This window comes from Paraburkholderia caribensis (assembly GCF_002902945.1).
Classification (GTDB): Bacteria; Pseudomonadota; Gammaproteobacteria; order Burkholderiales; family Burkholderiaceae; genus Paraburkholderia; species Paraburkholderia caribensis.
The window spans coordinates 1215586-1241185 of the sequence record NZ_CP026103.1 but is presented as its reverse complement, the minus strand read 5'-3'; the positions used below and the strand labels follow the sequence as shown (position 1 = coordinate 1241185).

General features: G+C 63.5%; 23 protein-coding genes and 1 riboswitch. Of the genes, 18 read left to right on the top strand and 5 right to left on the bottom strand.

Going from position 1 to position 25600, the window contains the following annotated elements:
- Positions 1-22 precede the first annotated feature (22 nt).
- From C2L66_RS35110 to C2L66_RS35100, 3 genes are all read right to left on the bottom strand, one after another.
- Positions 23-331 carry a hypothetical protein gene (locus C2L66_RS35110; protein ID WP_054932374.1) on the bottom strand — a complete coding sequence of 103 codons (309 nt, stop codon included), beginning with the start codon at positions 329-331 and terminating at the stop codon, positions 23-25.
- Positions 332-535: 204 nt separating this feature from the next.
- Complete coding sequence (locus C2L66_RS35105; protein WP_082670501.1) at positions 536-3001, bottom strand: carbohydrate-binding family V/XII; 2466 nt, start codon at positions 2999-3001, stop codon at positions 536-538.
- Positions 3002-3113: 112 nt separating this feature from the next.
- A complete protein-coding gene (locus tag C2L66_RS35100) occupies positions 3114-4298 on the bottom strand; it encodes a porin (protein WP_054932372.1) in 1185 nt (394 codons plus the stop codon).
- Positions 4299-4700: 402 nt separating this feature from the next.
- Between C2L66_RS35100 and C2L66_RS35095 the strand changes: the two genes are divergently transcribed.
- From C2L66_RS35095 to C2L66_RS35070, 6 genes are all read left to right on the top strand, one after another.
- The gene (locus C2L66_RS35095) at positions 4701-5642 is read left to right on the top strand and encodes a LysR family transcriptional regulator (protein WP_082670500.1); all 942 of its coding nucleotides are present in this window, start codon (positions 4701-4703) and stop codon (positions 5640-5642) included.
- 74 nt (positions 5643-5716) lie between these two features.
- Positions 5717-5807: riboswitch (glycine riboswitch) on the top strand.
- A gap of 180 nt (positions 5808-5987) precedes the next feature.
- Positions 5988-7211 (top strand): D-amino acid dehydrogenase, encoded by a 1224-nt coding sequence (locus tag C2L66_RS35090; RefSeq protein WP_060610467.1) that lies wholly within the window; start codon positions 5988-5990, stop codon positions 7209-7211.
- Positions 7212-7806: 595 nt separating this feature from the next.
- Positions 7807-9351, top strand: a complete 1545-nt coding sequence (locus C2L66_RS35085; RefSeq protein WP_054932371.1) for a trypsin-like peptidase domain-containing protein — start codon at positions 7807-7809, stop codon at positions 9349-9351.
- Positions 9352-9471: 120 nt separating this feature from the next.
- Positions 9472-10845 carry a M14 family metallopeptidase gene (locus C2L66_RS35080; protein WP_060608458.1) on the top strand — a complete coding sequence of 458 codons (1374 nt, stop codon included), beginning with the start codon at positions 9472-9474 and terminating at the stop codon, positions 10843-10845.
- 2 nt (positions 10846-10847) lie between these two features.
- A complete protein-coding gene (locus C2L66_RS35075) occupies positions 10848-11027 on the top strand; it encodes a hypothetical protein (protein ID WP_060608456.1) in 180 nt (59 codons plus the stop codon).
- Positions 11028-11296: 269 nt separating this feature from the next.
- Positions 11297-11581, top strand: coding sequence for a hypothetical protein (locus C2L66_RS35070; RefSeq protein WP_225031460.1), 285 nt, complete (start codon positions 11297-11299; stop codon positions 11579-11581).
- A gap of 57 nt (positions 11582-11638) precedes the next feature.
- Here C2L66_RS35070 and C2L66_RS35065 read toward each other — a convergent pair whose 3' ends face one another.
- Positions 11639-12298, bottom strand: coding sequence for a TetR/AcrR family transcriptional regulator (locus C2L66_RS35065; RefSeq protein ID WP_060608453.1), 660 nt, complete (start codon positions 12296-12298; stop codon positions 11639-11641).
- A 145-nt stretch (positions 12299-12443) separates the two neighbouring features.
- Between C2L66_RS35065 and C2L66_RS35060 the strand changes: the two genes are divergently transcribed.
- Together C2L66_RS35060 and C2L66_RS35055 are read left to right on the top strand one after the other, a co-directional pair.
- Entirely contained in the window at positions 12444-12848 is a 405-nt protein-coding gene (locus C2L66_RS35060) for a DUF3331 domain-containing protein (RefSeq protein ID WP_060608450.1), read from the top strand.
- A 229-nt stretch (positions 12849-13077) separates the two neighbouring features.
- Positions 13078-14544: an HDOD domain-containing protein gene (locus tag C2L66_RS35055; protein WP_060608447.1), complete on the top strand. Its 1467-nt coding sequence runs from the start codon at positions 13078-13080 to the stop codon at positions 14542-14544.
- A gap of 61 nt (positions 14545-14605) precedes the next feature.
- Here the strand turns inward: C2L66_RS35055 and C2L66_RS35050 are convergent, their stop codons facing one another.
- Positions 14606-15289 carry an HAD family hydrolase gene (locus C2L66_RS35050; RefSeq protein ID WP_054932361.1) on the bottom strand — a complete coding sequence of 228 codons (684 nt, stop codon included), beginning with the start codon at positions 15287-15289 and terminating at the stop codon, positions 14606-14608.
- A gap of 237 nt (positions 15290-15526) precedes the next feature.
- On the opposite strand from C2L66_RS35050, the gene C2L66_RS35045 reads away from it, so the two are divergent.
- The 10 genes from C2L66_RS35045 to C2L66_RS35000 all read left to right on the top strand — a co-directional run bounded on the left by C2L66_RS35045 (position 15527) and on the right by C2L66_RS35000 (position 25593).
- Positions 15527-16942 carry an MFS transporter gene (locus C2L66_RS35045; RefSeq protein WP_060608444.1) on the top strand — a complete coding sequence of 472 codons (1416 nt, stop codon included), beginning with the start codon at positions 15527-15529 and terminating at the stop codon, positions 16940-16942.
- A 56-nt stretch (positions 16943-16998) separates the two neighbouring features.
- Positions 16999-17799, top strand: coding sequence for an N-acyl homoserine lactonase family protein (locus C2L66_RS35040; protein WP_035994047.1), 801 nt, complete (start codon positions 16999-17001; stop codon positions 17797-17799).
- A gap of 14 nt (positions 17800-17813) precedes the next feature.
- Positions 17814-18599: an SDR family oxidoreductase gene (locus C2L66_RS35035; protein ID WP_060608441.1), complete on the top strand. Its 786-nt coding sequence runs from the start codon at positions 17814-17816 to the stop codon at positions 18597-18599.
- Complete coding sequence (locus tag C2L66_RS35030; protein ID WP_060608438.1) at positions 18589-19974, top strand: MmgE/PrpD family protein; 1386 nt, start codon at positions 18589-18591, stop codon at positions 19972-19974. The genes C2L66_RS35035 and C2L66_RS35030 overlap by 11 nt, the downstream gene beginning before the upstream one ends.
- Before the next feature lie 30 nt (positions 19975-20004).
- Positions 20005-20928 carry an NAD(P)-dependent oxidoreductase gene (locus tag C2L66_RS35025; RefSeq protein WP_060608435.1) on the top strand — a complete coding sequence of 308 codons (924 nt, stop codon included), beginning with the start codon at positions 20005-20007 and terminating at the stop codon, positions 20926-20928.
- A 51-nt stretch (positions 20929-20979) separates the two neighbouring features.
- Positions 20980-21306 (top strand): NIPSNAP family protein, encoded by a 327-nt coding sequence (locus C2L66_RS35020; RefSeq protein ID WP_054932355.1) that lies wholly within the window; start codon positions 20980-20982, stop codon positions 21304-21306.
- A gap of 12 nt (positions 21307-21318) precedes the next feature.
- Positions 21319-22206 (top strand): NAD(P)-dependent oxidoreductase, encoded by an 888-nt coding sequence (locus C2L66_RS35015; RefSeq protein ID WP_054932354.1) that lies wholly within the window; start codon positions 21319-21321, stop codon positions 22204-22206.
- Between the two features lie 19 nt (positions 22207-22225).
- Positions 22226-23653, top strand: coding sequence for an aldehyde dehydrogenase family protein (locus C2L66_RS35010; protein ID WP_060608433.1), 1428 nt, complete (start codon positions 22226-22228; stop codon positions 23651-23653).
- A gap of 124 nt (positions 23654-23777) precedes the next feature.
- Positions 23778-24173 carry a carboxymuconolactone decarboxylase family protein gene (locus C2L66_RS35005; protein WP_035994063.1) on the top strand — a complete coding sequence of 132 codons (396 nt, stop codon included), beginning with the start codon at positions 23778-23780 and terminating at the stop codon, positions 24171-24173.
- 70 nt (positions 24174-24243) lie between these two features.
- Positions 24244-25593, top strand: coding sequence for an MFS transporter (locus C2L66_RS35000; protein ID WP_054932352.1), 1350 nt, complete (start codon positions 24244-24246; stop codon positions 25591-25593).
- The last annotated feature ends 7 nt before the right edge of the window (positions 25594-25600 follow it).

Here is a 25600-nt window from a genome sequence, read left to right as displayed (position 1 = left end):
ATGCGCCGCGACGCGCAACAGTTCAACCGCGCGATGCGGATGCCGCGTCGTCCGTGAGCCGCTTCTCAGGCTCCTGAGAGGGTTGAACGGGCGCGGCAATAGATGGGAGCCACGGCTGCCATGCGCGCATCCACATCGACCACATCGAGAACATCGACAGCGGCGACGCGAGCGAGAAAAAATCGGGTTGCAGAAACCAGCGCGCGGCGGCTTCGACCGACGGCACGGCGGTAATGTGAATCGCGACGCTTTCCGCATTGCGGTCGGGCAGTTTGCGCCGCGTAATTTCTATATCGACGGTGGGCAGGTGGGCGGTAAGTTTCGTCTCCATGCTCGGCCTCGCGATGACAGGTCAGGTGCTGGGAGCGGGCATGTCTGGGAAGGCACGCCCGACGGTGACGCGTTCAGCAAACTCTATCATGCAGCACTGCATGATCCCTGTCCCGACTGCTGACGCAACGGGCGAGGCGCTTTGTGTACGCGCCGTGCCCGAAGCACAAAAGCACCGCGGCACGGAAGTGCCGCTGCGTGCCCGTCAGCGTCGTCCGCCGTGGAATCCACCACCGCCGAAATGCGCGCCGCCAAAGCCGTTGCCGCCGCCAAAGCCGCCGAAGTGCTGGCCACCGAATCCGCCGCCTCCACCGCCTCCACCGAACCCGCCGGCGTGCTGGCTGAAGCGCTGCTCGCCAGTCATGCGCGCGTCATGCTGCTGGTCGAGATCGCTGCCGACCCTGCCGTCCGGTTGGGCCGTTTGCCAGCCGCTCGACGTGTGCTGTTCCCACGATCCGCCGTCCGAACGACGATAGACATTGCCGTCGTGTCCCGCGTAGACGTCGCCGTTGTTCCAGGCAACGGCATTGCCGCGCGACTGGTTTGTCACGATCCCTTTGCTGGCGGTCTGATATTGCCCCGTCTGCGTATTGCCGGACACACCGAATTCGGCGGCGCCCGCGCGGCCCGTGCGGGCGTTGTAACCGGCGACCTGACGGCCCGCCGCATAGTTGCCGTTGTACTGATTGCCGACGATACCGCCGCGACCCGCGCCTTCCCGCCCAGTAACGGGATTGGCGAACGAGCCTTGCCGGCCGGCCGCATAGTTGCCCGAATACGGATTGAATGCGGCTCCGCGTGCGCCCTGAAAGCGCGCGCCTGTGGCGGGGTTATAACCGGCTCCCGCCGTGCCGCGCCATTGCGTGCCCGTCCATGCATTCCAGCCTGTCGTGTGGGTGACCGTGCCCTGGCCCCAGCGGCCGTAGAAATTCGCCTGGTTGACGTTCACGTTGTTCCAGCCGCCGCCCCAGTATCCGCCGCCCCAGTACGGTCCCCAGTAAGGCGACGCGCATCCCCAGACCGCTCCCGCGGCAAAGCCGAACGCAAAGCCCTCTGCCGCGCCCAGCGCGAAACTCGCGCCGTACCCGTAGGTCTGCGGATAGCCGTAGTAATACGCACCGACATACGGCGCATACACATAACCCGTGCCGTAGACGACCGTGCCTTGCGCATCGACGACGACCCCGAGATACCCCGGCGTATAGCCGACGACGACGGTATCCGGCGTCACCGAATAGATGTGGACATACGTCACGTAGTGCAGCGGCGCGCTGGTGGGAATCGTGTAGATCACGGCCGGAACCTCGGTCGCGACGGTCCAGCCGCCCATTGGCGATATCGAGACGAACCAGACGCCGTTGGCGACCGCGTAGAAATGCGTCGAGTCGACTTCGATGACGGGCGTCGCCGTATTGATCGCGTATCGCAACGGCGTGCCGGAGATCGGCTCGAAGCGCGGCGCGCCATCATACGAAACCGACAAGGCGGCTTTCTGACGGGACACCGCGGCCGTCTGCGGAATGGACGCGGCAATCGCCGCCTCTCTCGCTTGAGGCGTGCCCGGCACGGACACCAGCACATTCGCCTTCGGATCGTGCGGAGAAATTCTCGCGAAGTCTGCAGGAAGCTGATTGCCCGGAACGTAAGTCCAGAGGCCGTCAGTCGTCGCAGCCGTGAACCAGCGCCCCGACACGAGCACGTAATACTGGTTCGTCGTGGGATTCACGAACACGGCGTGATCGGTATTGGTAACGGTCAGCAGTCCCGTGCCGTCGACGGGCTTCAGTTGCGCGGGACCGTCCGTCACGATCAGTTCCGCCGGACGGGTCGCGACGAGCAGGGCAGGGGCCTGAGCGGCAGGCTTGCCGCTGGCGGGCAGCATCGGGTCGGCGGCATTGTTTGCGGCCGCTTGCTGCGCGGCATCGGACAGCGTTTGCGACGGCGTCGCGAGGACTTGCCAGGGGCCGTTCGTATCGCGCGCATTGAACCAGTAGCCGGCCGCATGCAGGTACAACGTGCCGCCGGCGTCACGCATCAGCAGCGCGCGGCTGTTGAGCGCGCGCTGGAAGCCTGTGTGTCCGACGTTTTGCCATGCGGGCGCGCCGTCGACCAGCACGAGCACGGTGGGCTGCGTGGCGAACAGGATTTGCGGCGGGTCGTTCTTCACCGGCTCGCGCATCGTATTCGACAGCTCTTGCGATGCCGCGTAGCTCGTCTGCAACTCGTCGAGCGGCATGCTCATGCCCGCTGCGGGCAAGCGCGCGAGCAACGAACGACGAATGCTGTCGGCGAGATTCGCGTCGGTTGGAACGTCGACGCTGTCGATCTGTATCCCGGTGAGTTGCACCAGCCCGGATGGCTTGTCGATATGGGCACGGGCGGAAAAATGCGCGACGCCGAAGGTCGGCGTACCGTTGGCCTTGCCGACGGCAACTGCGGCGCGCCCCGAAATGCGATTGCCGTCCCACTTCTCGATTTGCGGCTGATACATCTCGACATGCTCGCCGTTCGTCTCGAAGTTGCGTGGCCAGTCCGCCTGCGTGGCCGGCACGGGGGCGTTCGCCGCAAACGACGGCGCGATTTGCCAGGTCAATGCGGTGAGCGTCAACACCGACGCGACGATCTGAGTCAATCTCACCCTCGCGCCGCGCTCTTTAAAGTTTGCGTTCATCTTCGAGATATGTCTTCCGTGATTGTTGGTTGCCCAAAAGAAAAAGCCGCCTCTAAAAGAGGCGGTTAAAGCTGGCGGAGACCAGAGAAGATTCCTAAATATCTGTGAATCGTTAGAACCGGTGTCGAATGCCTGTCGAAACGACGTATTGGCTCTTGCTCGTCGAGGGTGCAGCGGTGCCGTTGACCTGTGTCAGGTTCGCGCCGACCTGATTGTCTGCGCCGATCTGCATGACGCTTTCAGCATAGACGTCGGTGCGTTTGGACAGCGCGTAGTCGGCCTGGACGCCGAACTGGTTCCAGTGCGAGGAACTGTTGCTCGTGCTGGACGTACGCGGCGTGCTGCGCAAGCCTTGCGTGTACGTGTACGCAGCGCCGAGACTCAACTCAGGCGTCACGCTATAGCGCGCGTGGATTTCGTGGTTGTTGTAACGCAGCGAGGAGTCGCCGATGCTGTCCTGATAGCGGGTCTGCGTGAAGACCGTGCCGATCGTCAGCGGTCCCATCACGTGGCTCACGCCAAGACCCCAGGTGCGCTGATTCTGAAGGCCCGGAAGGTTCGTCATCGCCGAGGGCGGAAGGTTCTGGATCGCGCCCGAACTGTTGTTGGAATTCAAGCCCTGAATCTGCAGATAGGCGGCTGCGAATTGCAGGCTGGCGTACTTATAGCCAGCACCGACGCTATATGCGCGGTTGTTCGCAAAGCCGCTCGCGTTGTTTGAGAAGCCATACAACGCGTTGAACGAAGCCCCAGCATAGTTTGCGCTTTGATACTTGACCGAATTGCTGATGCTGAACGTGCTGTTCAGGTTGTCGTTATCGCCGCGGTGCGCGAAGTACGTGCCGCCCCAGGTGCCGGCTGCGGAGACCGGGCCCAGATAATCGACAACCGAGTCGTACTGGCGGCCGAGGGTCAGCGTGCCGTAATCGGCAGCAGACACGCCGACGAATGCCTGGCGGTTGAACAGGCTGTTATTGGACTGATTGTTATTGGCCAGGCTGCCGTTGTTCACGTTGAAGCCGCTTTCGAGGTTGAAGACGGCCTTCAGCCCGCCGCCCAGGTCTTCCACGCCGCGCATGCCCCAGCGGCTTTGCTGCACGTTGCCGCTCGTCATGCCGACGGTTGCCTTCCCGTCAGTCAGCCCGCCCGGCGTCATGGGCGAATTGCGCGTGGCCTCGTTGCTCACGTAAGTCAGGCCCGCGTCGACGAGGCCATACAGCGTGACGCTGCTCTGCGCGTGCGCCGCACCCGCGAAGGCCGCCGAAGCAGCCGCGAAAATCAATGTGGTTTTTTTCATATTCGTGTTCCGTACTAAGCCTGGCGACTTGAATGAATGTGCTGTGCTCCGTGTTCGAGATAGCCGCGGCAAGTAGCGTTGAAAACTCGCGGCATGCGTCGATCACGCAAAGCGCACTATAGAGTCTGAGTTGATGTTTCGTTATGTTTAATAATTAAAAACTATTTTTTAGGAACTCAAAATAAATCCGATTTTTAATGATAAGAAGATGTTTTTTCTGATGAAAACCATCTCGATATTTAGTTTGAAAATGGCGCGGATTTGATTTTGTGTTGTGGCATTGCTACGTTGCTCGTTTACATGGGTGATAATCGTATTTGCGGTGATTTAGGCTGTATCGCTGAATGGATTTGGTGATTTAATGTTGATATATATGTCTAATCTGTTTTATTTCTGTTGCTCATGCTGAATAAGTTGCAGGCAATACGAATTTTCTTAAGAGTCGCCGAGAACAACTCGTTCAGTCGAGCCGCTTCGAGTCTCAATCTTTCCAATGCGGTCGTGACGCGCTATGTGGCGCTGCTGGAGGCGCATCTCAATGCGCGTCTCGTCAATCGCACGACGCGCAGCGTGTCGTTGACGGAAGCGGGCCGCGCTTATGCGAGAGGGTGCCAGCAACTGCTGGAGTTGCTGGATTCGATGGAGTCGGCCGTGACAGAAGAGGCGGGCGAGCCCACGGGCACGCTCAAGATCGCGGCGGCCGCCTCATTTTCACTGGCGACGCTGGCGCCTTTGCTGCACCGCTACCGGATGCGTCATCCGAAGGTGAAGCTGGACCTCACGCTGCTGCATCATTCCGTCGATCTCGTCGAAGACGGGTTCGACGTCGGCATCGTCGCGTCGTGGCAGGTGAATGGCAGCACCCTGGTGAAGCGTCCGTTGCTGTCGGTGCGGCCCGCCGTCGTCGCGTCCGCCGGCTATATCGACAGGCACGGCGCGCCGGCCTCGCTCGAAGACCTTGCCTCGCACAGCTTCCTCGCGCCTTCGCGAGACATGCACGGAACTGAGTGGTCATTCGCGAGCGCCGACGGTCACGAGCGGACCTTGAATCTCGACTCGGTGTGCAGGGTGAACAGCATGATCATGCTTCGGCAACTGGTGCTCGCCGACATGGGCCTCGCCATCCTGCCCGAAGACTACGTCATCGGCGACATTGCGAACGGCGCGTTGCTGCGCGTGCTCGAACAGTATCGGGTGACCAACGGTCTCAAGGAAATGTCGCTCGTCTATCCCGGCCGCCGGCATGTGTCGGCGAAAGTGCGCACCTTCGTGGACTTCACGATCGAATACTTCCGGAGAGGTTTCGCGCCGGGTGCGCCGCGAGCCGACTTGACATCGAGCTGAGCCGTCCGGCGCAAGGTCGTCCGGAAGAGGGGCTTGCCAGCTTCTTTTGGCTTCGGTAAGGTCGCACTGTTCCACAACGCAGCACGGGAGAGATCGTCCCCAGCGGACGACGCCGACGGAGCAACCGCCCCGGAAACTCTCAGGCAAAAGGACCGTGCAGCTGGAACATCTGGAGAGCGGCGCCGTGCGCGCCCACCGAAGGGGAGCCCCCGCCGTTCGCGGCGCGCGGGCGAAACTCTCAGGTACATGGACAGATGGGGCATCGGCGCCGGCTGCTGCGTGCAGCGGCAAGAAGCGACAGCACGAAGCGCGGCCGGCGATGCTCAACGAACACTGGACCATGTCATGTCACGAATCGCCATCATCGGCGCCGGGATTACCGGCGTCACGACCGCTTACGCCCTTGCGCAACGCGGCTATCGCGTCACTGTCTTCGAGCGTCACCGCTACGCGGCGATGGAAACCTCGTTTGCCAACGGCGGGCAACTGTCGGCAAGCAACGCCGAGGTCTGGAACAGCCGCGCGACCATCATCAAGGGTCTGCGCTGGATGTTCAGGCGCGACGCGCCGCTGCTGATGAATCCGCGTCCCGACTGGCACAAGTACAGCTGGATCGGCGAGTTCATGCGGCAGATTCCGCACTACCGCGCGAACACGATCGAGACCGTGCGCCTCGCGATTGCCGCGCGCGAGCATCTGTTCGGTATTGCAGCGCGGGAAGGCATCGACTTCGATCTCGAACGGCGCGGCATCCTGCACTTCTACGCGACGCGCAAGGAGTACGAGTCCGCGCTGAAGGTCAATGCGCTGCTGCGCGAAGGCGGCCTGGAGCGGCGCGCCGTCACGCCGGAAGAAATCCGTTCAATCGAGCCCGCGCTGCACGGCGAGTTCTACGGCGGTTTTTTCACGCCGTCGGATTCGACGGGCGACATCCACAAGTTCACGCGCGGTCTTGCCGACGCATGTGCGCGGCACGGCGTCGAGTTTCGCTACGACACGGCGGTGCAGTCGATTCACGAGGAAAGCACCGGGCGGCTCGTCGTCGCGAGCCAAACGCAAGGGCAGCGCGATGCGGCGGCGTTCGACAGCCTCGTGATCTGCGCGGGAGTCGGCAGCCGCGCGTTCGCGGCGATGGTCGGCGATCATGTGAACGTGTACCCCGTAAAGGGCTATTCGATCACCGTGTGTCTCGACGATGCGAAGAGCCAGCAGCACGCGCCGTGGGTCAGCCTGCTCGACGACAGCGCGAAGATCGTCACCAGCCGGCTTGGCGCGGACCGCTTTCGCGTCGCGGGCACGGCCGAACTGAACGGCCTGAATCGCGATATCCGTTCGGACCGCATCGAGCCGCTCGTGCGCTGGACGCGTGAGCATTTTCCCGGCGTATCGACAGCGCGTGTCGTGCCGTGGGCGGGGCTGCGTCCGATGTTGCCGGGCATGCTGCCGAAGGTTGGACGCGGCAAGCGCCGTGGCGTGTTCTACAACACGGGTCACGGTCATCTCGGATGGACGCTGTCGGCGGCGACGGCGGAGGGTGTCGCGCAGGCATTGTCGGCGTCGTCGGTATAACCGGCGCGTAGCGGACGATCCGCGCAGGCGGGCGGCCAGGACTTTCGAAGTCGAAACGCGAAGCAACGTGCGTGAGCGTTTGCGAGCATGCGTTGCCGCGAGCGTCTGGCTGCCCGCTTCATCGACGCGAACCGTCACGAATGAATGACGCGTTTTGCGCGACAGTAATCGCGTCACGGCGGCGTAGCCGCTGACGCGTATCGAGCTATCAGCGCGGACCATCAGCGCGGACTATCAGCGTACCGGCAGCAGTGCCAGCGACGCACGCCAGGATTTGTACTCGCTGCAATTTTGCTGCCCGCTCTCTATAAATGAATCAGGACGAACGGGTCAACCGTTCGCGTCCTGGATTGTCCATTGCGGGCAAACATGCAACTGAATCTCAAGTCGATCTCGATCCACCCGGACAGACATCAAGGGTCGATCGCATCCGTCTGCGCTTGCGGGTGGATCGTCATGCGACATGGTTTGCGTCGGCCGGATGGGCTCTGTTTCTTTTCGGACTCTTCGGTGTGCTATGTCACAGTCGCCGGCTGCGACGCACGAAATAATGTCTTCACAGTGCCAGGCATAACGAACGCCACGGAGGTGCGCTGTGTTTCACTCGACTCTATCCCGCACCTGGTTATGCACCGCCGTGACAACGGCCTGCCTCGCCGGATACCCCCACGCCAACGCCGAAGCGATCGCACCGCATGCTGCGGCTGCTTCCGCGCCGTCGCCTGCGTCCGCGCCAGTGAAAGAGAAACGAACGGCGCCCGCGAATGCGAACGCCCCGCTCGACTTCCCGGCGATCGTCGAGCGTTACGGGCCCGCCGTCGTGAACATCCGCGCGATCCTGCCGGAGAAGCCGCTGGCAGCGCCAACGCCGCCAGCGCCGGCCGCGGCGCCTGCGGCCGCTTCGGGCGCGAGCTCCGAAGCGATCGACGGTGACGACCCGCTGTTCGCGTTCTTCCGGCAGGCCATGCCGCAGTTGCAGGACGGGCAGAGTAGTTCTCCGCGTGCGATGTCGGGCGTGGGCTCGGGTTTCATCGTCAGTCCCAACGGACTGATACTGACGACGGCGCATGTCGTCGACGGCTCCGATGACGTGACGGTGCGCCTGACCGACCGGCGCGAGTTCAAGGCAAAAGTCGTCGCCGTCGATGGGCCAAGCGATGTCGCTGTGATCCAGATCGAAGCGACGAAGCTGCCCGTCGTCAAGCTCGGCGATTCGACGCGTGTGCGCGTCGGCGAACAGGTGCTGACGATCGGCTCACCGGACAGCTATCAGAACACGGTCACGGCGGGCATTGTCAGCGCGACGTCGCGCACGCTGTCCGATGGCACGACGTTTCCGTTCTTCCAGACCAACGGCGCGTTGAATCCCGACAACTCGGGCGGCCCGGTTTTCAATCGCGCGGGGGAAGTGGTCGGCATACACGTCCAGGTCTATGCCGACGGCGATCGTTTCCAGAGTCTGACTTTTGCCATCCCGATTGCGATGGCGAACAAGGTGCGCGCACAGTTGCAGGCGCAGTCGAAGTCTCAAGATGCAGACGGTGCCCACGGCGCGTTCGGCATGCAGGTGCAGGACGTCGATCCGGGACTCGCCGGCGCGTTCGGTTTGCCGCGCGCGGCGGGCGCGCTGGTGATCGCCGTCGAGCCCGGCAGTCCCGCCGCCACGAGCAAGCTGAAGCCCGGCGACGTGATCGTGCAGATCGCCGACAAGCCAGTCGAGCACGCCGCGGACCTCGCCGACCCGGATGCGCTGCCGCAGACGGGCTCGAAAGTCCCCGTGAAGCTGATTCGTAATCGCAAGCAGGTGACGATCATGGTCAACCTGGCGGCGTCGGCGCAATACGCGAGCACGGGTGTGAGCGATGTCGGTCCGCTGGATCATCTCGGTCTGAGCATGCATCCGCTGACGGACGACGAACGGCGCACCACCGGGCTGGCCGAAGGCCTGATGGTCGAGGATGTGTCGGGCGCGGCGGGTCCTGCCGGTATCAAGCCGGGCGATGTGGTGTTGTCGCTGAACGGCACGCTGGTTGCATCGCAGGATGAACTGGCGGCGCTGGCGGCGAAGGCGGGCAAGAAGGCGGCACTGCTGATCCAGCGTAATCACGCGCGCAGTTTCGTGACTGTCGATCTGAAGTGAAGCGCAAGCGCTGCGGCGCGGCGATTGAAATGTGCGCCGCGTCCGCCGTTCTTCGGTTAGAACGGCTAGGCCATCTGGGGCTGGGCCGTGTGGACCAGGCCGTCTGACCGGAGAGCGAACATGTCCCGCTACCACGCGCGCATCACAGGAAAGGATCAGGCGGCACTGGCCGATCTCGTGACGAAGTACAAGGTCACGGTCGCGCGCCATACGGTCGGGAAAGTGCACGGCGGCTATCGCGTCGACGCGCACGCGACCAATGCGCAGATCAAGGCGCTCGAAGCGGACGGCTACCAGGTCGAGCGGCTGGAAGATGCCGAGGCGCAAGGCAAGGTGCGCCAGGCGGAGACGCGCGCGCAACTGGCCGCGCCGCATGCGCTGGAAGCGCTGTCAGTCGCGGCGGGCACCGGCTATCTCGATGTCGACCAAATCGAGGCGGCGCTCGCCGCCGCAAGCGCCGCGCCCAACGATGCGTTCACGAAGCTGATCAAGCTGCCTCACCCAACCTGGGAAAAGCGCAGTTGCCACGCGCTGAAGATCGGCAAGGGCGACGCGGCGGGGCGCCCCGGCATCTATTTCCTCGGCGGCGTGCACGCGCGCGAATGGGGCAGCCCGGATATCCTGATCCATTTCGTGCAACTGCTCGCCAACGCGTACACCACGCACAAACCGGTCAAGATCGGCAGCCGCACGTTCAAGGCGGCGGACATCAGGCACGTGGTCGAAAGCAAAGACCTGTTCGTGTTTCCGCAAGCGAATCCCGATGGCCGCCACTACAGCATGTCGACCGAGTCGATGTGGCGCAAGAACCGCCGGCCCGCGCCGCCGGGGCATGTCAAGCCGCAATGCTGCGGCGTCGATATCAACCGCAACTACAACTTTCTGTGGAATTTCCCGCAGTATTTCGATCCGGAAAGTCCGATCGCCAATTCCACCGATCCCTGCGACTACGAGGTGTATATCGGTCCTGCCGCCGAATCGGAGCCGGAAACGAAGAACGCCGTGTGGATGTTCGACACCTACCCGAACATCCGTTATTTCGTCGATCTGCACAGCTATTCGGAAGACATTCTGTACAACTGGGGCGACGACGAGAACCAGAGCGGCCATCCCGACATGAACTTCCAGAATGCCGCCTACGACGGCAAGCGCGGCATTGCCAACGACAAGGCGTATCGCGAGTACATCGCGACGGCGGACAAGAAGATCGCCGTCGATCTCGCCAACGAAATGCGCGACGCGATCAAGGCGTCGCGCGGCCGCGTGTACAAGACGGAGCAGTCGATGAGCCTGTATCCGACGGCGGGCACGTCCGACGACTATGCATTCAGCCGTCACATCGTCGACGCGAAGAAGGCGAAGGTGTTCTCCTACACGATCGAATGGGGCAGCCCCGACAATCCCACGCCGTTCCATCCGCCATATGCCGAGATGAAGCAGATCATCGACGAGGTGACAGCGGGGCTGCTGGCTTTTTGCATTGCAGCGAAGTGACGATGCTGCCGTTTCAAAGCCCTTCGAAGCGCGGTATCCCGGCCACGCTGGACGACCTCGCCGCGCACCACATCGTCACGCGTCCGTTGGGCCCGTCGCATCTGATCGAGGTCTTTTCCGCGCTGCATGGCGATACGCGCTTCGCGTCGTATCGAAAGTTCGCAGTCGAGCGGACTTCGTAGCTGGCGCAATCGTTTGCGATGCGCGTCGTCCTGCCTGGACCGAAAGCAACGCGGCGCCAGATTTCTGCCGCTTCCGCGCGCAACTGAGACGCACGGTAAAGCCGTGCGGGAAAGCGGCGCTATCGTTATCCGAAAAGAGCCGGACAGGTCGCGTGGCGGTGCGTCATGGAGATCGACGGCACCGTGGACGCGATGACGCCGCTCCGCTGTCGCCGGGGACAGCCGGGCGCCGCGTGCCGGGCAGCGACGGGTGACGATCGGGGGCCAACATGGCGGTAACAGGAGTGGAAACGCCGGCGGGTGTCGGGACGCTGCGCTCAGCGAGCCTGGCGGACGTGGAACTGGAGCATCTGGAGAGGATGGTTCAGTACGTGGTTCGCCGGACGGACACGGACGACGTGTCGAAGCTCGACTACGAATACTGGGCGAAGCGCCTGCGCAAGCTGGCGCAGACTTACGATCTGGTGGCGACCCAACGGCAGCGGGTCATCGCGCTGCTCGATCTGCTCGAACGGGAAATGCTGTATCAGGCGCGCCGCGCGGCCGCCGTCTGAACGCCACCTGCTTCGATTTGCCGTGCGTCAAGGTCGTCGCGAAGCCGTTCGGATCGATCAGGCAAGCATGCCCAGCGCCGTCTCCAGCACCATTCGCTTGAACTTCTTCTCATGCTGCGGCAGCGGCGAAAACGCCAGCATCAGATGGCTGTAGGCGACCGTCTTGCTGATCGCGTTCAGCAGCATGAAAAACATCAGCTCCGGGTCCTTGACCTTCAGTTCGTCTTGCCGCGCGGCGTCGGCGAAGAGCGGCACCATCGCGTCGTGATAAGGGCGCACCAGCCGCTCGATCAGCACATTGAGCCGCTCGCCTTCTTCCGTCGCCGCCGTCGAAAAGAAAATGCCCACGTCGGGGTCGTCGAACACCTCGTCGATGAATCTGGCCACCGCCGTTTCCACCCGCGCTCTCGCGCCCAGCGACGCGGTCCGCAACGCCGACGTCGCGTCGATCATCGGCGCCATCTGCCCGGCGATCTGTTCGACGACGGCCAGCCACAGTGTCTCTTTCGAGCCGAAATGATGCGCGACGAGCGCCGCATCGACGCCTGAATCGCGTGCGATCTCGCGCACGCTCGTTGCCTCGAATCCCCGTTTGCCGAAACTCTTGCGCGCATTGCGCAGGATCGCGTCCGGCCCGACCGACACACCCGATGCCGGGCGTCCACGCGCACGCTTCTTGTCCTTTTGGGGTTCTGCCGCTGCCATCACATCTTTCATTCGAATGAGTCTGCCGATCGTCCCGTCAGGCGTGAGTTTAACCGAGCGTCCGGACGCGAGCCGCAGTGGTCCTGGCGGCGCATGCGTTTGACACGCGCGCCCGGCGACGCTACGATCTCGATATTCATCACGTGTTGAATTAATCATGTCAGAGCGCATACGGAACGAAGAGCTTGCCGATGTCTGGCGCCGGACTGTCGTGGCGATCGGCAATTTCGACGTCACGCCGGAACCTGCCAAAACCCTGCGCCCACCGCGTCCGGCGCGGCGCAGCGCGCGCCCAGCCGCATGCTGGGACGGGCGCAGCGAGCCGACCGTGCGCGTGCTCGACAAGCCGACCGCGCAGACGCTGACGGTTTCATGGTGCGACGCGCGCACGGGCCATTACGGCTATCAGACATGGCGCGTGAACATCGCGCGCCGGGCCGGACAATGCGTGCTGACGGGCCGCTCCATCAGGGCGGGCGAAACCGTCTACTGTCCGCGCGCGAACGGCACACCGCCGGGGAACGCGGGCGCGATGATCGTCGCCTCGGGTGTCGATATCTGAGGCCCACATGGCGCCGAACGCCGCCTGTGGCGCCCGGAGCGCGCGGAATGTCGCGCAATGGAGACACGGTAAGGCTTCGAAATAATGCGCAATCGATGCGCAATCACGCAACAGGCCGACGGTTTGCAGGCTCTTCGAGGCTTGCCGGCACGATGACGGACGACGGGTTGTGTTTTAATCACGGGTACTGTGGTTGCCTTTCAACGTATCTGTCCTCCATCACCATCAGATGTCCCCCGTCGTCAAGTCCGAACTGCTGGAAAAACTGTGGGCCCGCATGAGCGAGCGCGGGGATTTCCCGATGCTCTCGCAGGCGTTGCGCACCACCGTGTCGGCGATGAATAACGACGATCTGGACTTCACGTCGCTCGTGCAGGTCGTGCTTTCGGATGTCGGCCTCACGCAAAAGGTGCTGCGGCTCGCCAATTCCGCCATGTATGTCGCGTTCGGCGGCAACATCACGACGGTGACCCGCGCGCTCATGGTCCTCGGCATGGATACCGTCGGCCATCTCGTGGTCGGGATGAAGATCGTCGATCACTTTCATCACAGCGCGCCGCACCGTATCGACGCGAAGCTCGAACTGAACCGTGCGCTGTTATGCGGAACGGTTGCGCGGCGCATCACGGAAGGCGTCGATCTGCGCGTCGCGGAAGAAGCCGTGGTGTGCGCGCTGATGCGTCAGGTCGGCCGGCTGCTGGTGGCGTTCTATCTGGAAAGCGAATGGGACCGGCTGCGCCGCACGGCGGCGACCGACCAGATCGACGACAGCGACGCCTGCGCGCAGCTGCTCGGCGTGAGCTTCGAGGACATCGGCAGCGAGGCGGCGCGCCGCTGGCGTCTGCCAGAAACGATTTCGGCGGGCATGCAGGCCATCGGCTCGGCATCGGACGAGCCGCTCTCGGAGCATGTGCGCTGGCTGCGGGCCGTCAACAGCTATTCGACGGAAGTCGCCAACGTGCTCGTCACCCAGGCTGCGGGCGACGAGCTGGAGCGCGGCCTCGCCGAACTCGCGAGTCTCTATAGCGACGCGCTGAGGATCGATGCGGCCCGGCTCGACGCGCTGAGCGCCGCGTTGGTCGACGAAGAAAGCAACGAAGGGCTGATGCAGGAGATCTCCGAGTTGCGCGCGCATGCCGATGCGATCGTGCGCACCGGGAAGTCCGCGCAGGCGCGTCTTTCGGCCGGTCTCGAAGACTTGCGCGCGCTGCCGTCGAGCAAGGCACTTTTGCCCGTGCTGACACTGGCTTCCGAAACCATTCTGGCGGGCCTGTCGATGTCGCGTACGCTCGTGTTCGTGCGCCAGGCCGACGCGCGCTATCACGCGCGCATCGGCTTCGGCCCGGACATGGAACGCATGCTGCCCACACTCAGCTTCGGCGCGGGCTTCCAGCCCGACGTGTTCCATCTCGCGATTGCGAACCCGGTTGGCATCTTCATCGAGAACGCGCACGAGCCGCGCATGGAAGCGCGTCTGCCGGACTGGTTCAAGGCGCATCTCGCCGATGCGCAGGCCTTCGTGCTCCTGCCCGTGAAGTCCAACGACACCACGGTCGCGCTCGCGTACGGCGACTGGACCGACGTGCAGGCCGTGCACAAGATCACGCAACCGGAAATGGCGATCCTCAACGAGCTGACGCGTGAGCTGAGCCGTTTCTTTTTCGGCGCGAATCTCGAACAGGCCGAAATGCTTTGAGCTTGCCGTGCGCGACGCGGCTGCGCGGGCACGCGGCCACGCGTCGACGTACAGGCGGCGGTCAGCGTTGCCAGCCCGCGAGCAGCGCCGGCAAGTGCGCCATCTCTTCGAACACGTCGGCGACGCCGACGGCTCTCAACGCTTCTTTCGAGCTATGGCCTTTTTCACCGGGACTGTAGCCGAACACGGTCGCGCCCGCCGCGCGGCCTGCCGTGGCGCCCGTCACGGTGTCTTCGATCACCGCGCAACGCGCCGGATCGACGCCGAGTCCCGCGGCTGCGGCGAGATAAACGTCCGGGTGGGGTTTGTTTCGCGGCGTCTCCTGGCCGCTGAAGATGCGTCCCTCGAAGTCGTCGAGCACCCCGGCTTTCGCCAGCTGCAGGCGTAGCTTGACACGGTCCGCGCCGGATGCCACGGCAATCCGTCCATCGAGCCGCGCATGCAACACAGCGACCGTTTCGACAATGCCTTCGATCGCCGTCACTTCACGTTCGAGCGCGGCGTTGCGGCGCGCGCGAAACGTTTCGAGCCAGGCGGGCGTGATACGCACGCCCGTTTTCGCTTCGATCAGCGGCGCCTCGTCCATCACGGTCTTGCCCACGAAGATCGACATTGCTTCGTCGACGCTCAGATGCCAGCCCAGTTCGCCGAGCATCGCTGCCAGCACGGTATTGGTGATCGTTTCCGAATCGACGAGCACGCCGTCGCAATCGAATAACACGGCGTCGAAGGGGAAAGCAGACATCGCGGTCCTTTTTTGGGTCGGTCAAAACCCGTAAGGGTACCGCGATTGCAGACGTGATGCGCCGCGGCGGCGAAGGTCATGGACGAATCGACGAACAATTTGAATCGTCTTCTTGACGGATTGTATGACAGGAATATAATCCAACCCATCGATCGGCCGCCGGGCGTTCCGCAGCAACCAGCAGCATGGAACGCAAAAGGGACCGCAAAAAAACGCTAACGTCACGGAGACAGCATCATGCAGATGGATGCCAGCATCGGAGCGCGCCTGGACAGGCTGCCTTTGTCCGGCTTCCATTGGCGTCTGCTGGGCCTGATCGCGGCCGGCATGTATTTCGATTCGTTCGACATCTACATCGCCGGCACCGTGCTCGCTGCGATGATCCATAGCGGCGAATCCACGCTCAGCCTCAACGCGACGTTCGTCTCCGTCACCTTCATCGGCATGATGACGGGCGCGTGGCTTTCCGGGCTGCTAGGCGACCGCTTCGGGCGCCGCTTCTGCTATCAGTTCAATCTCGGCATCTACGGCTTCGCATCGATTGCCGCGGCGCTCGCGCCGTCGATCTACTGGCTGATCTTCTTTCGTCTCGTGATGGGCGTCGGCATGGGCGCGGAGATCGTCGTCGGCTACGGCACACTGAGCGAGTTCATTCCCGCAGTCTGGCGCGGCCGCTTCGGCACCATTCTCAATCTGATCATCAACACGTCGCTGTTTCTGTCGACCTTCCTTGGCTGGCTGATCGTGCCGCAATACGGCTGGCGCTGGATGTTCGCGATTGCGGGATGCGGCGCGCTGTTCGTGTGGTTCCTGCGCAAGTCGATGCCGGAGTCGCCGCGCTGGCTCGCGTCGCGCGGACGCGGCGACGAAGCGCGGCAGATCGTCGAGCACATCGAGACGGCGTGCGGTAACGCCGTCGGTTATCCGGCCAATGCAGCGGTCAACGCGCCTGAACCGTCCACGCGCGAGTTCTATTCGAGCGAAACCGGCCGTCTCGGCGATCTGTTCTCGCGCCGGCTGCTCACGCGCACGATTACGGCCATCACGGTGCTCGTCGCGCTCTTCACGGTCAACTATGCATTCGTCAGCTGGATACCGACTTTTCTCGTCAAGCAGGGACATAGCGTTTCCAGTTCGCTTGGTCTGACAGCCGTGATGTTCGCGGGCGGCCCGATCGGCTCGCTGATCGCTTTTGCACTCGCCGAGCACCTTGGGCGGAAGTGGGGCATCGTATTGTTTTCGCTGGTGTGCGTGGCCTTCGGCGTGGCGTATCCGTTTGCGCAGTCGGCGGTGGCGATCACGGCGCTTGGGTTTGCGATCACCTGCTGCATCTACGTGCTGTCGTCGTTCAGCGTCGCGACGTATGTACCCGAACTGTTCCCGACGGAACTGCGTCTGCGCGGCTCGGGCCTCGCGAACACGGTAGGCCGCGCGGTCAGCATCGTCGTGCCGTATGCGGTGGCGAGCGCATTCATGCGCTTCGGCATTGCGGGCGTGCTGACGCTGATCGTCGGCACGCTGCTGCTTCAGGCGCTGATCGTCGGCGTGCTGGGCGCGGAAACGAAGCAGCGTTCGCTCGAATCGATTGCCGCCGGCACCGGCGACACGAGCGCGGAAATCATCGAAGGCGGCGCGACGGCGGCCATGAAATAAGCGCCGCGCAACGTACGCCGCGACGGACCACTGCACAAACAAAGGACACTCGAGACATGTCATCGCCCATTGAGAACTACCGCATCTATGCCGTCAAGTACGCGCATTTCGAGCGCCGTTCGCGCGACAACTTCATCGGCGGCGATTCGCACGACGTGCCGATGCCGCTCGATTACTTCGTGTGGGCCGTGGTGGGCGAATCGCGCACGTTCATCGTCGACACGGGCTTCGACCAGGCCATGGCCGACAAGCGCGGCCGCACGATCACGAACACCGTGGAGCGCGGGCTGAAGCAGATCGGCATTCGCGCCGACGACGTCGAAGACGTGATCATCACGCACATGCATTACGACCACGCGGGCAACAGCACGCTGTTTCCGCGCGCGCGTTATCACCTTCAGGACCGCGAGATGGCGTATTGCACCGGGCGCTGCATGTGCCATCACGCCTTGAGTCATCCGTTCGAGCCTGAAGACGTGAAGTCGATGGTCGGCCGCCTGTTCGACGGACGCGTGCAGTTTCATGACGGCGCGTCGGAGATCACGCCCGGGTTGAGCGTGCATTGGGTCGGCGGACATACGAACGGCCTGCAGGTCGTGCGCGTGCACACGGCGCGCGGCTGGGTCGTGCTCGCTTCGGATGCGTCGCATTTCTACGCGAACATGCAGGAGCACCGGCCGTTCCCGGTTGTCTACAACGTCGGCGACATGCTCGAAGGCTATGAGGCCGCGCATCGGCTGGCGAGTTCGCCGGAACATGTGATTCCGGGCCACGATCCCGCTGTGCTGACACGCTATCCGTCGCACGATCGCGAGACGGAAGGCTGGATCGTGCGTCTCGACGCGCAAGCGCGCTGAGCGGGGCGGCACTCATGATGCTGAAAGGCAAAGGCGCGTTAGTGACAGGCTCGTCGAACGGCCTCGGGCTGGCAATGGCGCGAGCGCTCGCGGGCGCTGGCTGCGACATCGTGCTGCACGGACTCGAAGCGCCGCAGCAGATGACGCGCACCACCGGCGAGCTGGCATCCGCGTTCGACGTGAACGTCGCTTACGTGCAAGCGGATCTCGCGACGCCAGCAGGCGTCGATGCATTGATCGGCGCCGCGCGCGAACGCGTGAAAACGCTCGACGTGCTGATCAACAACGCCGTGGTACGGCATTTTGCGGATATCGAATCATTTCCGATCGAGCAGTGGAACAACGCGCTTGCCGTGAATCTGACGGCCGCGTTCCGCGCGATTCAACTGACCTTGCCCGGCATGCGCGAACGCGGCTGGGGACGCATCTTCAACATGACGTCGGTGTACGGCGCGCGCGCTGTGGCTAATCGCGTCGATTACGTGACGACCAAGACGGCGCTGCTTGGGCTGTCACGCTCGGTGGCCATCGAGACGCTGAACCAGGGCATCACGTGCAATGCGATCTGTCCGGGCTCGGTGCTGACGCCGAACATCGACGGACGCATCAACGCGTTGATGGACGAGAGCGGGCTGAATCGCAGCGATGCCGTGCGCGAGTTCCTCAAGGGCAAGCAGCCGACGGGCGAACTGGTCGAAGCCGCGCATGTCGGCGAGATGGTCGTGTTTCTGTGCGGACCGGCAGCGAGCCAGATCACGGGTGCGATGATGCCGATAGAAGGAGGCTGGCTTGCAGGCTGATTCCATCGACGCCGACGCATTGCGCAGCGGCACGTTGACCCGCACGCTGGCGCGCTTCGTCGCGGACACGCTGTGGCGCGACTTGCCCGCTAACGTGCGCAACGAAGCGAAACGCTCGCTCGTCAATTACTTCGCGGTCGCGCTGGCAGGCTCGCACGATCCGACAGTCGATAAGGCCGTCAACGTCTATCAGCGTTTTCGCGCCGATGAAAACGCGAGCATCGCAGGACGCAGCGAGCGCACGGACATGCTGAACGCAGCCGCGCTCAACGCGATGAGCGCGAATGTCTACGACTTCGACGACACGCATATCCCCACCATCATTCATCCGACTGCGCCCGTCGCGGCGGCGCTGTTCGCGCTTGCCGAATCGCATGCGATGAGCGGCGAAGCGCTGCTGCTCGCGTTCGTGCTCGGCGTCGAAGTGGAATGCCGCATCGGCAATGCGGTGTCGCCGGAGCACTATCAGCGCGGCTGGCACATCACGTCGACATGCGGCGTGTTCGGCGCGGCTGCCGCCGTGGCGAAGGCGCTCGAACTCGATGAGCAACACATTGCATGGGCGCTCGGTAACGCATCGGTGCAAACGGGCGGACTGGTCGAAACGCTCGGCACGATGTCGAAGAGCATCAGCGTCGGCAATGCGGCGCGCAACGGATTGCTGTCGGCACTGCTGGCAGAAGATGGCTTTTCAGGCCCAGACGCGCCGCTCGAAGGCGAGCGCGGCTTTCTGCGCGTGACGGCGTCGCAACCGTCATGGAGCGCGCTGACGCGTGAACTCGGGCACGAGTGGGAACTGCTGAAGAACACGTATAAGCCGTATCCGTGCGGCGTCGTGCTGAACCCGGTGATCGAAGCGTGCCTCGATTTGCGGCGCGACGCGCGCTGGTCGCTCGGCGATATCGAACAGATCGAACTGACGGGGCATCCGCTGCTGCGCGAGCGCACCGACCGGCCAGGCGTGCGCACGGGCCGCGAATCGCAGGTCAGCGCGCAGCATGCGGTGGCCGTGGTGTTGTCGCGCGGCAAGGCTGGCCTCGATGAATTCAGCGATGCGGCCGTCGCCGACGCGTCGCTACACGAGGCGGGAAAGCGTCTGCGTTTCATCGACGACCCGTCGTGGCCCGTCGAATCTGCACAGGTGACGATCATTCTGCGTTCGGGCGAGCGCATCGCGCATCGCGTGCATGCGGCGCGCGGCAGTCTGGCCGCGCCGCTCGCGAACGTCGAACTCGCGGACAAACTGCATCGACTGGCCGCGCATTCACGCTCGGGCGTCGATGCGCAAGCGTTGATCGACAGATTATGGAAGTTCGAGACCGAACAGGACGCGGCCGCGGTGATGCGTCTCGCGCGTGCTCGCGGCTCGAATTGAGCCGGAATTTTTTCATTCACGAGGATTGTCATGTCGAGTAGTCAGGCATCAAGTCAGCAACGCGGTCCGTCGCCCGGTTTCGTCGGCGTCGGCACGATGGGTCGGCCCATGGCGCGGCGGCTGATCGAAGCGGGTCACAAGGTCATCGTCTACGACCGCGATGAAGCCGCCCTCGCGGAACTCGAGGCGGCGGGCGCGCAGGTTGCCGCGTCGGTGCGTGAAGTGGCCGACAGTGCGCGCATCGTCTTCACGAGCCTGCCCACGCCCGCGATCTTCAAACAGGTCGCGCTCGGCGAGGGCGGCCTGATCGACGGCAGTGCGATCAAGGTACTGGTCGATCTGTCGACGGTCGGTTCGCGCATCGAAAAGGAAGTGGCAGAAGGGCTGCTCGTAAAAGGAATCGAAACGGTCGATGCGCCCGTGAGCGGCGGAGCGGCAGGCGCGAAGAAGGGCACGCTCGCGATCATGGCGGCGGGCAATCCCGTCGCGCTGGAGGAAGTGCGCGGCCTGTTCGACGTGCTCGGCAAGGTGTTCGTGGTCGGCGACAAGGCGGGGCAGGGGCAATTGCTGAAGCTGCTGAACAACATGTTGTCGTCGACGGCGTTCGCGATCACGTCCGAGGCGTTCGTCGCGGGCATGCGCGGCGGGCTGGACCCGGAAGTGATGATGTCGGTGATCAACGCGGGCAGCGGCAAGAACGGTGCGACGCTCGACAAGTTTCCGAAGCACGTGTTGCCCGGCACCTTCGATTTCGGCTTTCCCGTCGGCAGCGTCTGCAAGGACATCGGTCTCGCCGTCGACGAGTGCCAGGCGCTCGGCGTACCGATGTGGGTGGGCAGCGTCGCGCGCCAGATGTGGAATTACGCCGCGATGCAGAACGGCGCCGCGCGCGATATGACGGAACTCGTCAAATACGTCGAGCGCTGGTCGTCGGTCGACGGCCTCGAAGATTGAAGCAGCACCGGATCGAACCCACTACACGCAACACGCAACACGGAGAACTTCATGATCGTTGAAATGCGTATCTATCATTGCGCGCCGACGCGCCTGCCTGCCTTGCTCGACCGCTTCACGACGCACACGCTCGGTTTCTTCGAGAAGTACGGCATCCAGCAGATCGGTTTCTGGACCACGCTGATCGGCCCGAGCAATCACGCGCTGACCTACATGATCCAATGGGAAAGCCTGGCCGAGCGCGAGCAGAAGTGGAACGCGTTTCAGGCCGACGCCGACTGGATCGCGGCGCGCGCCGCGACAGAAGCTGAGCGGCCGATCGTCGAGCGCATCGAGAATCACTTTTTGACGCCGACCTCGTTCTCCGCGCTGCGCTAGGAGACGGATGCCATGACCCAGAAGAAGCGCATCGGTTTTATCGGGCTCGGCATGATGGGCGCACCGATGGTGCAATGCCTCGTCAACGCGGGCTTCGACCTGTACATCGACGACGCGGATGCTGCGCGCGCCGACACGCTCGCCGCGCAAACGGGCGCGCAGCGTTTGACGCACGACAACGCCGCCGCACTCGACGCGTTGATCACGATGCTGCCGAACTCGGCCATCGTCGAAAGCGTGCTGCTTGGCGGTGGCCATGACGGTTGGGCAAGCCGGCTCGCGAAGGGCGCCGTCGTGATCGACATGAGTTCTTCGGAGCCGGAGCGCTCGCGCAAGCTCGGCGCGGCGCTCGAGGAACGCGGTCTCGCATACCTGGACGCGCCCGTCTCCGGCGGCGTGAAGAAAGCGAAGGAAGGCACGCTGGCGATTCTCGTCGGCGGCCGCGCGGACGTGCTCGCGCAGTACCAACCCGTGCTGGAAGCGATGGGCAAGAACATTCTGCATATCGGCGGCGCGGGCTCGGGGCATGCGGCGAAGGCGCTGAACAACTACGTGTCGGCGGCGGGACTCGCGGCGACCGTCGAGGCGCTGCTCGTCGCGCAGCGCTTCGGCATCGAGCCGGAGGCGATGACGGACGTGCTCAATGCTTCGTCGGGCCGCAGCAATACGTCGGAAAACAAGGTCAAGCAGTTCATGCTGAGCGGCACGTTCGCGTCCGGCTTCGCATTGCAACTGATGAACAAGGATCTGAAGATCGCTCATGCGCTCGCGCAGTCGGTCGGTTATCCGATGACGCTCGGCGACACGGTCACGGCAGTCTGGAGCGAAGCCGCGCAACGTTCGACGCCCGCCACCGACCACACCGAAATGTATCGCCTGCTCGATCGCGATGCGCCCTGATTCTGGACAGGAACCTGCCATGTCACATGCAGCGCAGTTTTATATCGACGGACGCTGGGTCGAACCCGCGTCAGCCCGCTGGTTCGATATCGTCGATCCCGCCACGGAGGCACCGTTCGAGCGGCTCGCGCTCGGCAACGCGGAAGATGTCGACCGCGCGGTCGCGGCCGCGCGCCGGGCGTTTCCCGCGTGGTCCACGACGAGCGTCGCGGAACGCGTCGCGTTGTTGCGGCGCGTGCTGCAGATCTACGAACGCCGCTACGACGAGTTCGCCGAAGCGATGCGCCGCGAGATGGGCGCGCCCGTCACGTTCGCGCGTAATGGCCAGGCGGCGCGTGGCCCCGCGCATCTGAATGCGCTGATCGACGTGCTGGAACGCTTCGAATTCGAAGAACAGCGCGGCAGCACGCGCGTCGTGCTCGAAGCGATCGGCGTGTGCGGTCTGATTACGCCGTGGAACTGGCCCGTCAACCAGATCGTCGTGAAGATCGCGCCCGCGCTCGCGGCGGGTTGCACGATGGTGCTCAAGCCGAGCGAGTATTCGCCGCTGAGCGCGCTGCTCTTCACGGAAGTGCTCGACGAGGCGCAAGTGCCCGCCGGCGTGTTCAATCTCGTCAATGGCGATGGTCCGGGTGTCGGCGAGGCGATTGCGAGCCATCCCGATATCGACATGGTGTCGTTCACGGGCTCGACGCGCGCGGGCGTGCTGGTCGCGCAGTCGGCCGCGCCGAGCGTCAAGCGCGTCGCGCAGGAACTGGGCGGCAAGTCCGCGAACATTCTGCTCGACGACGTCGATCTCGAAGAGGCCGTCAAGCGCGGCGTCGCGGCCTGCTTCGTGAACTCGGGCCAGTCGTGCTCGATTCCGACGCGCATGCTGGTGCCGCGTCATCTGATGAACGATGCAGCGCAGATCGCGAAGCGCGCGGCGGAACTGTATCGCGTCGGTCCGACCGACGACGCTTCGACGCAACTCGGCCCGCTCGTCAACCGCAACCAGTTCGAGCGCGTGCAGGCGCTGATCCAGACGGGCATCGACGAAGGCGCGCGGCTCGTGACGGGCGGCACAGGCTTGCCTGAAGGCATCGATAAAGGCTATTACGCAAAGCCGACCGTGTTCGCCGACGTCACGCCCGACATGACGATCGCGCGCGAGGAAATCTTCGGGCCGGTGCTGTCGATGATTGCGTACGACAGCGAAGCGGACGCCATCGCGATCGCCAACGGCACGGATTATGGGCTCGCCGCCTACGTGCAATCGGCGGATATTGCACGCGCCCGCAAGGTGGGCCGCGCGTTGCGCGCGGGCGGCGTGCATCTGAACTATCCGCCTGCCGATTTTCATGCGCCGTTTGGCGGCTACAAGCGCTCGGGCAACGGGCGCGAGTGGGGCGAAGCGGGTCTGCGCGAGTATCTGGAAACGAAGGCGTTGGTCGGTTACGGCGCTTAGCCGGTAAGTATGGCCAATACGGCCAAAAAATTTTGCACGTTTAGATTGTCGGACAATCATTGCGTCAGGCAGTCGTAACGCGCAAAGCAACTGAACGGGTTGAAGCAACAGAGAGGACCTCAAGATGGACAGCAACGAACGTTTCGAAAAAGGTTTTGAAAACCGCAAGGAAGTGCTTGGCGCGGGCCATGTGGAGAAGTCATGGGCCAATGCCGACGACTTCAACCGGCCGATGCAGAAGTTCGTCACCGAGAGCTGCTGGGGCGACATCTGGGGCGACAGGACGCTGTCGTTCAAGACGCGCAGCATGCTGAACCTCGGCATGCTCACGGCGATGAGCCAGCATCACGAACTGGCCGTGCACGTGAAGGGCGCGCTGCGCAACGGCGTGACGAAGGACGAGATCCGCGCGGTACTGATGCAGGCGGCCGTGTATTGCGGCGCGCCGCTGGCGCTGGCTGCGTTCCGCGTCGCGACGGAAGCGATCAAGGCATACGAAGCGGAGACTTCGGCGGCCTGATGCTGTGACGACACCACACCAGGCAGCGCGAAACCCAATAAGCAATGCCGACAGAGACTTGGAGACAACGATGAAAACCCTCACTGCGACCGACATCGCACAGTCCGAAGGCGAGCAATCGATCGAAACGAAAAGACGCAATGCCATCAAAGGCGCGTTCTTTTCCGAGTACATCGACATGTTCGATATCTATCTACCCGTCGTCGTGCTGTCGCCGGTGCTGGCGTTTTTCCAGCCGCCGCATCTGTCGAGCGGCATGGAGACGATCCTCGCGTCGCTGGTGTTCATCACGACGCTGCTCGGGCGTCCTATCGGCGCGCTGCTGTTCGGCATGATCGCGGACCGCATCGGGCGTCGCAAGGCGTCGATCTGGTCGGTGTCGGGCTTCGGCGTGGTCACGCTGCTGATCGCGCTGCTGCCGGGCTACGAGAGCATCGGCATCGTGTCGTACTGGGCGCTGGTGCTGCTGCGCTTTGTCGACGGGATTTTTCTGGGGGGCGGCTACACGGGCGCGATGCCGCTGGCCATCGAGTATTCGAAGAAAGAGCAGCGCGGCTTTGTCGGCGGTTTCATCATCGCGGGCTTTCCGGCTGCGTATGTGTCGATCAATCTCGTCGCGATGCTGATGTTCGCGCTCTTTCCGCTGAACGGCATGAACTCGCCCTACGCGCAATGGGGCTGGCGCATTCCGTTCGTGCTGGGCGCCGTGCTGGCGGGCATTCTCGCGCTGTACTACGTGCACAAGGTCGCCGAATCGGAGATCTGGAAAAGCGAAGCCGCCGACAAGGCCGACCAGCCGGAGAAACTGCCGCTCACGGACCTGCTGCGCGGCAAGAGCGGCCGCAACCTGCTGCAGGTGCTGGTGATGATGACGGGCTTCTGGCTCACGCAGAACATCATCACGATCTACCTGCCGACGGGCCTGCTCGTGAAGACGCTGCATCTGACGGGCTTCCAGATGACGTCCACGCTGATGATCACGTACTTCGTGCTGTTCTTCAGCTACATCGGCTCGGGGCTGATCGCGCAGGCGATCGGGCGGCGGCGCTTCTTCGTGATCGTCGGCCCGCTGATCGCGACGGTCGGCGCAGGGCTGCTATACGTGCTCGCGAACAACGACGGATTGTCGCTGCCCACCATCATCGCGCTGGTCTGCGTGCTCGCCGTGCTCGTCACGTCGCCGTGGGGCGTGATCGTCACGTACATCAACGAGCGCTTCGTCACCGATGTGCGCGCAACGGGCTTCGGCGTCGGCTTCAGCCTCTCGGTGATCATCCCGTCGTTCTACGCGTTCTATATGAACTGGCTCGGTGCGTTCATGCCGTTGCGGATGACCTCCGTGGTGCTGCTGTGCATCGGCGGACTAATCGGCGCGGTGGGCGCGATGATGGGACCGGAAACGAAGGACGTCGACTTCTGACGAATCA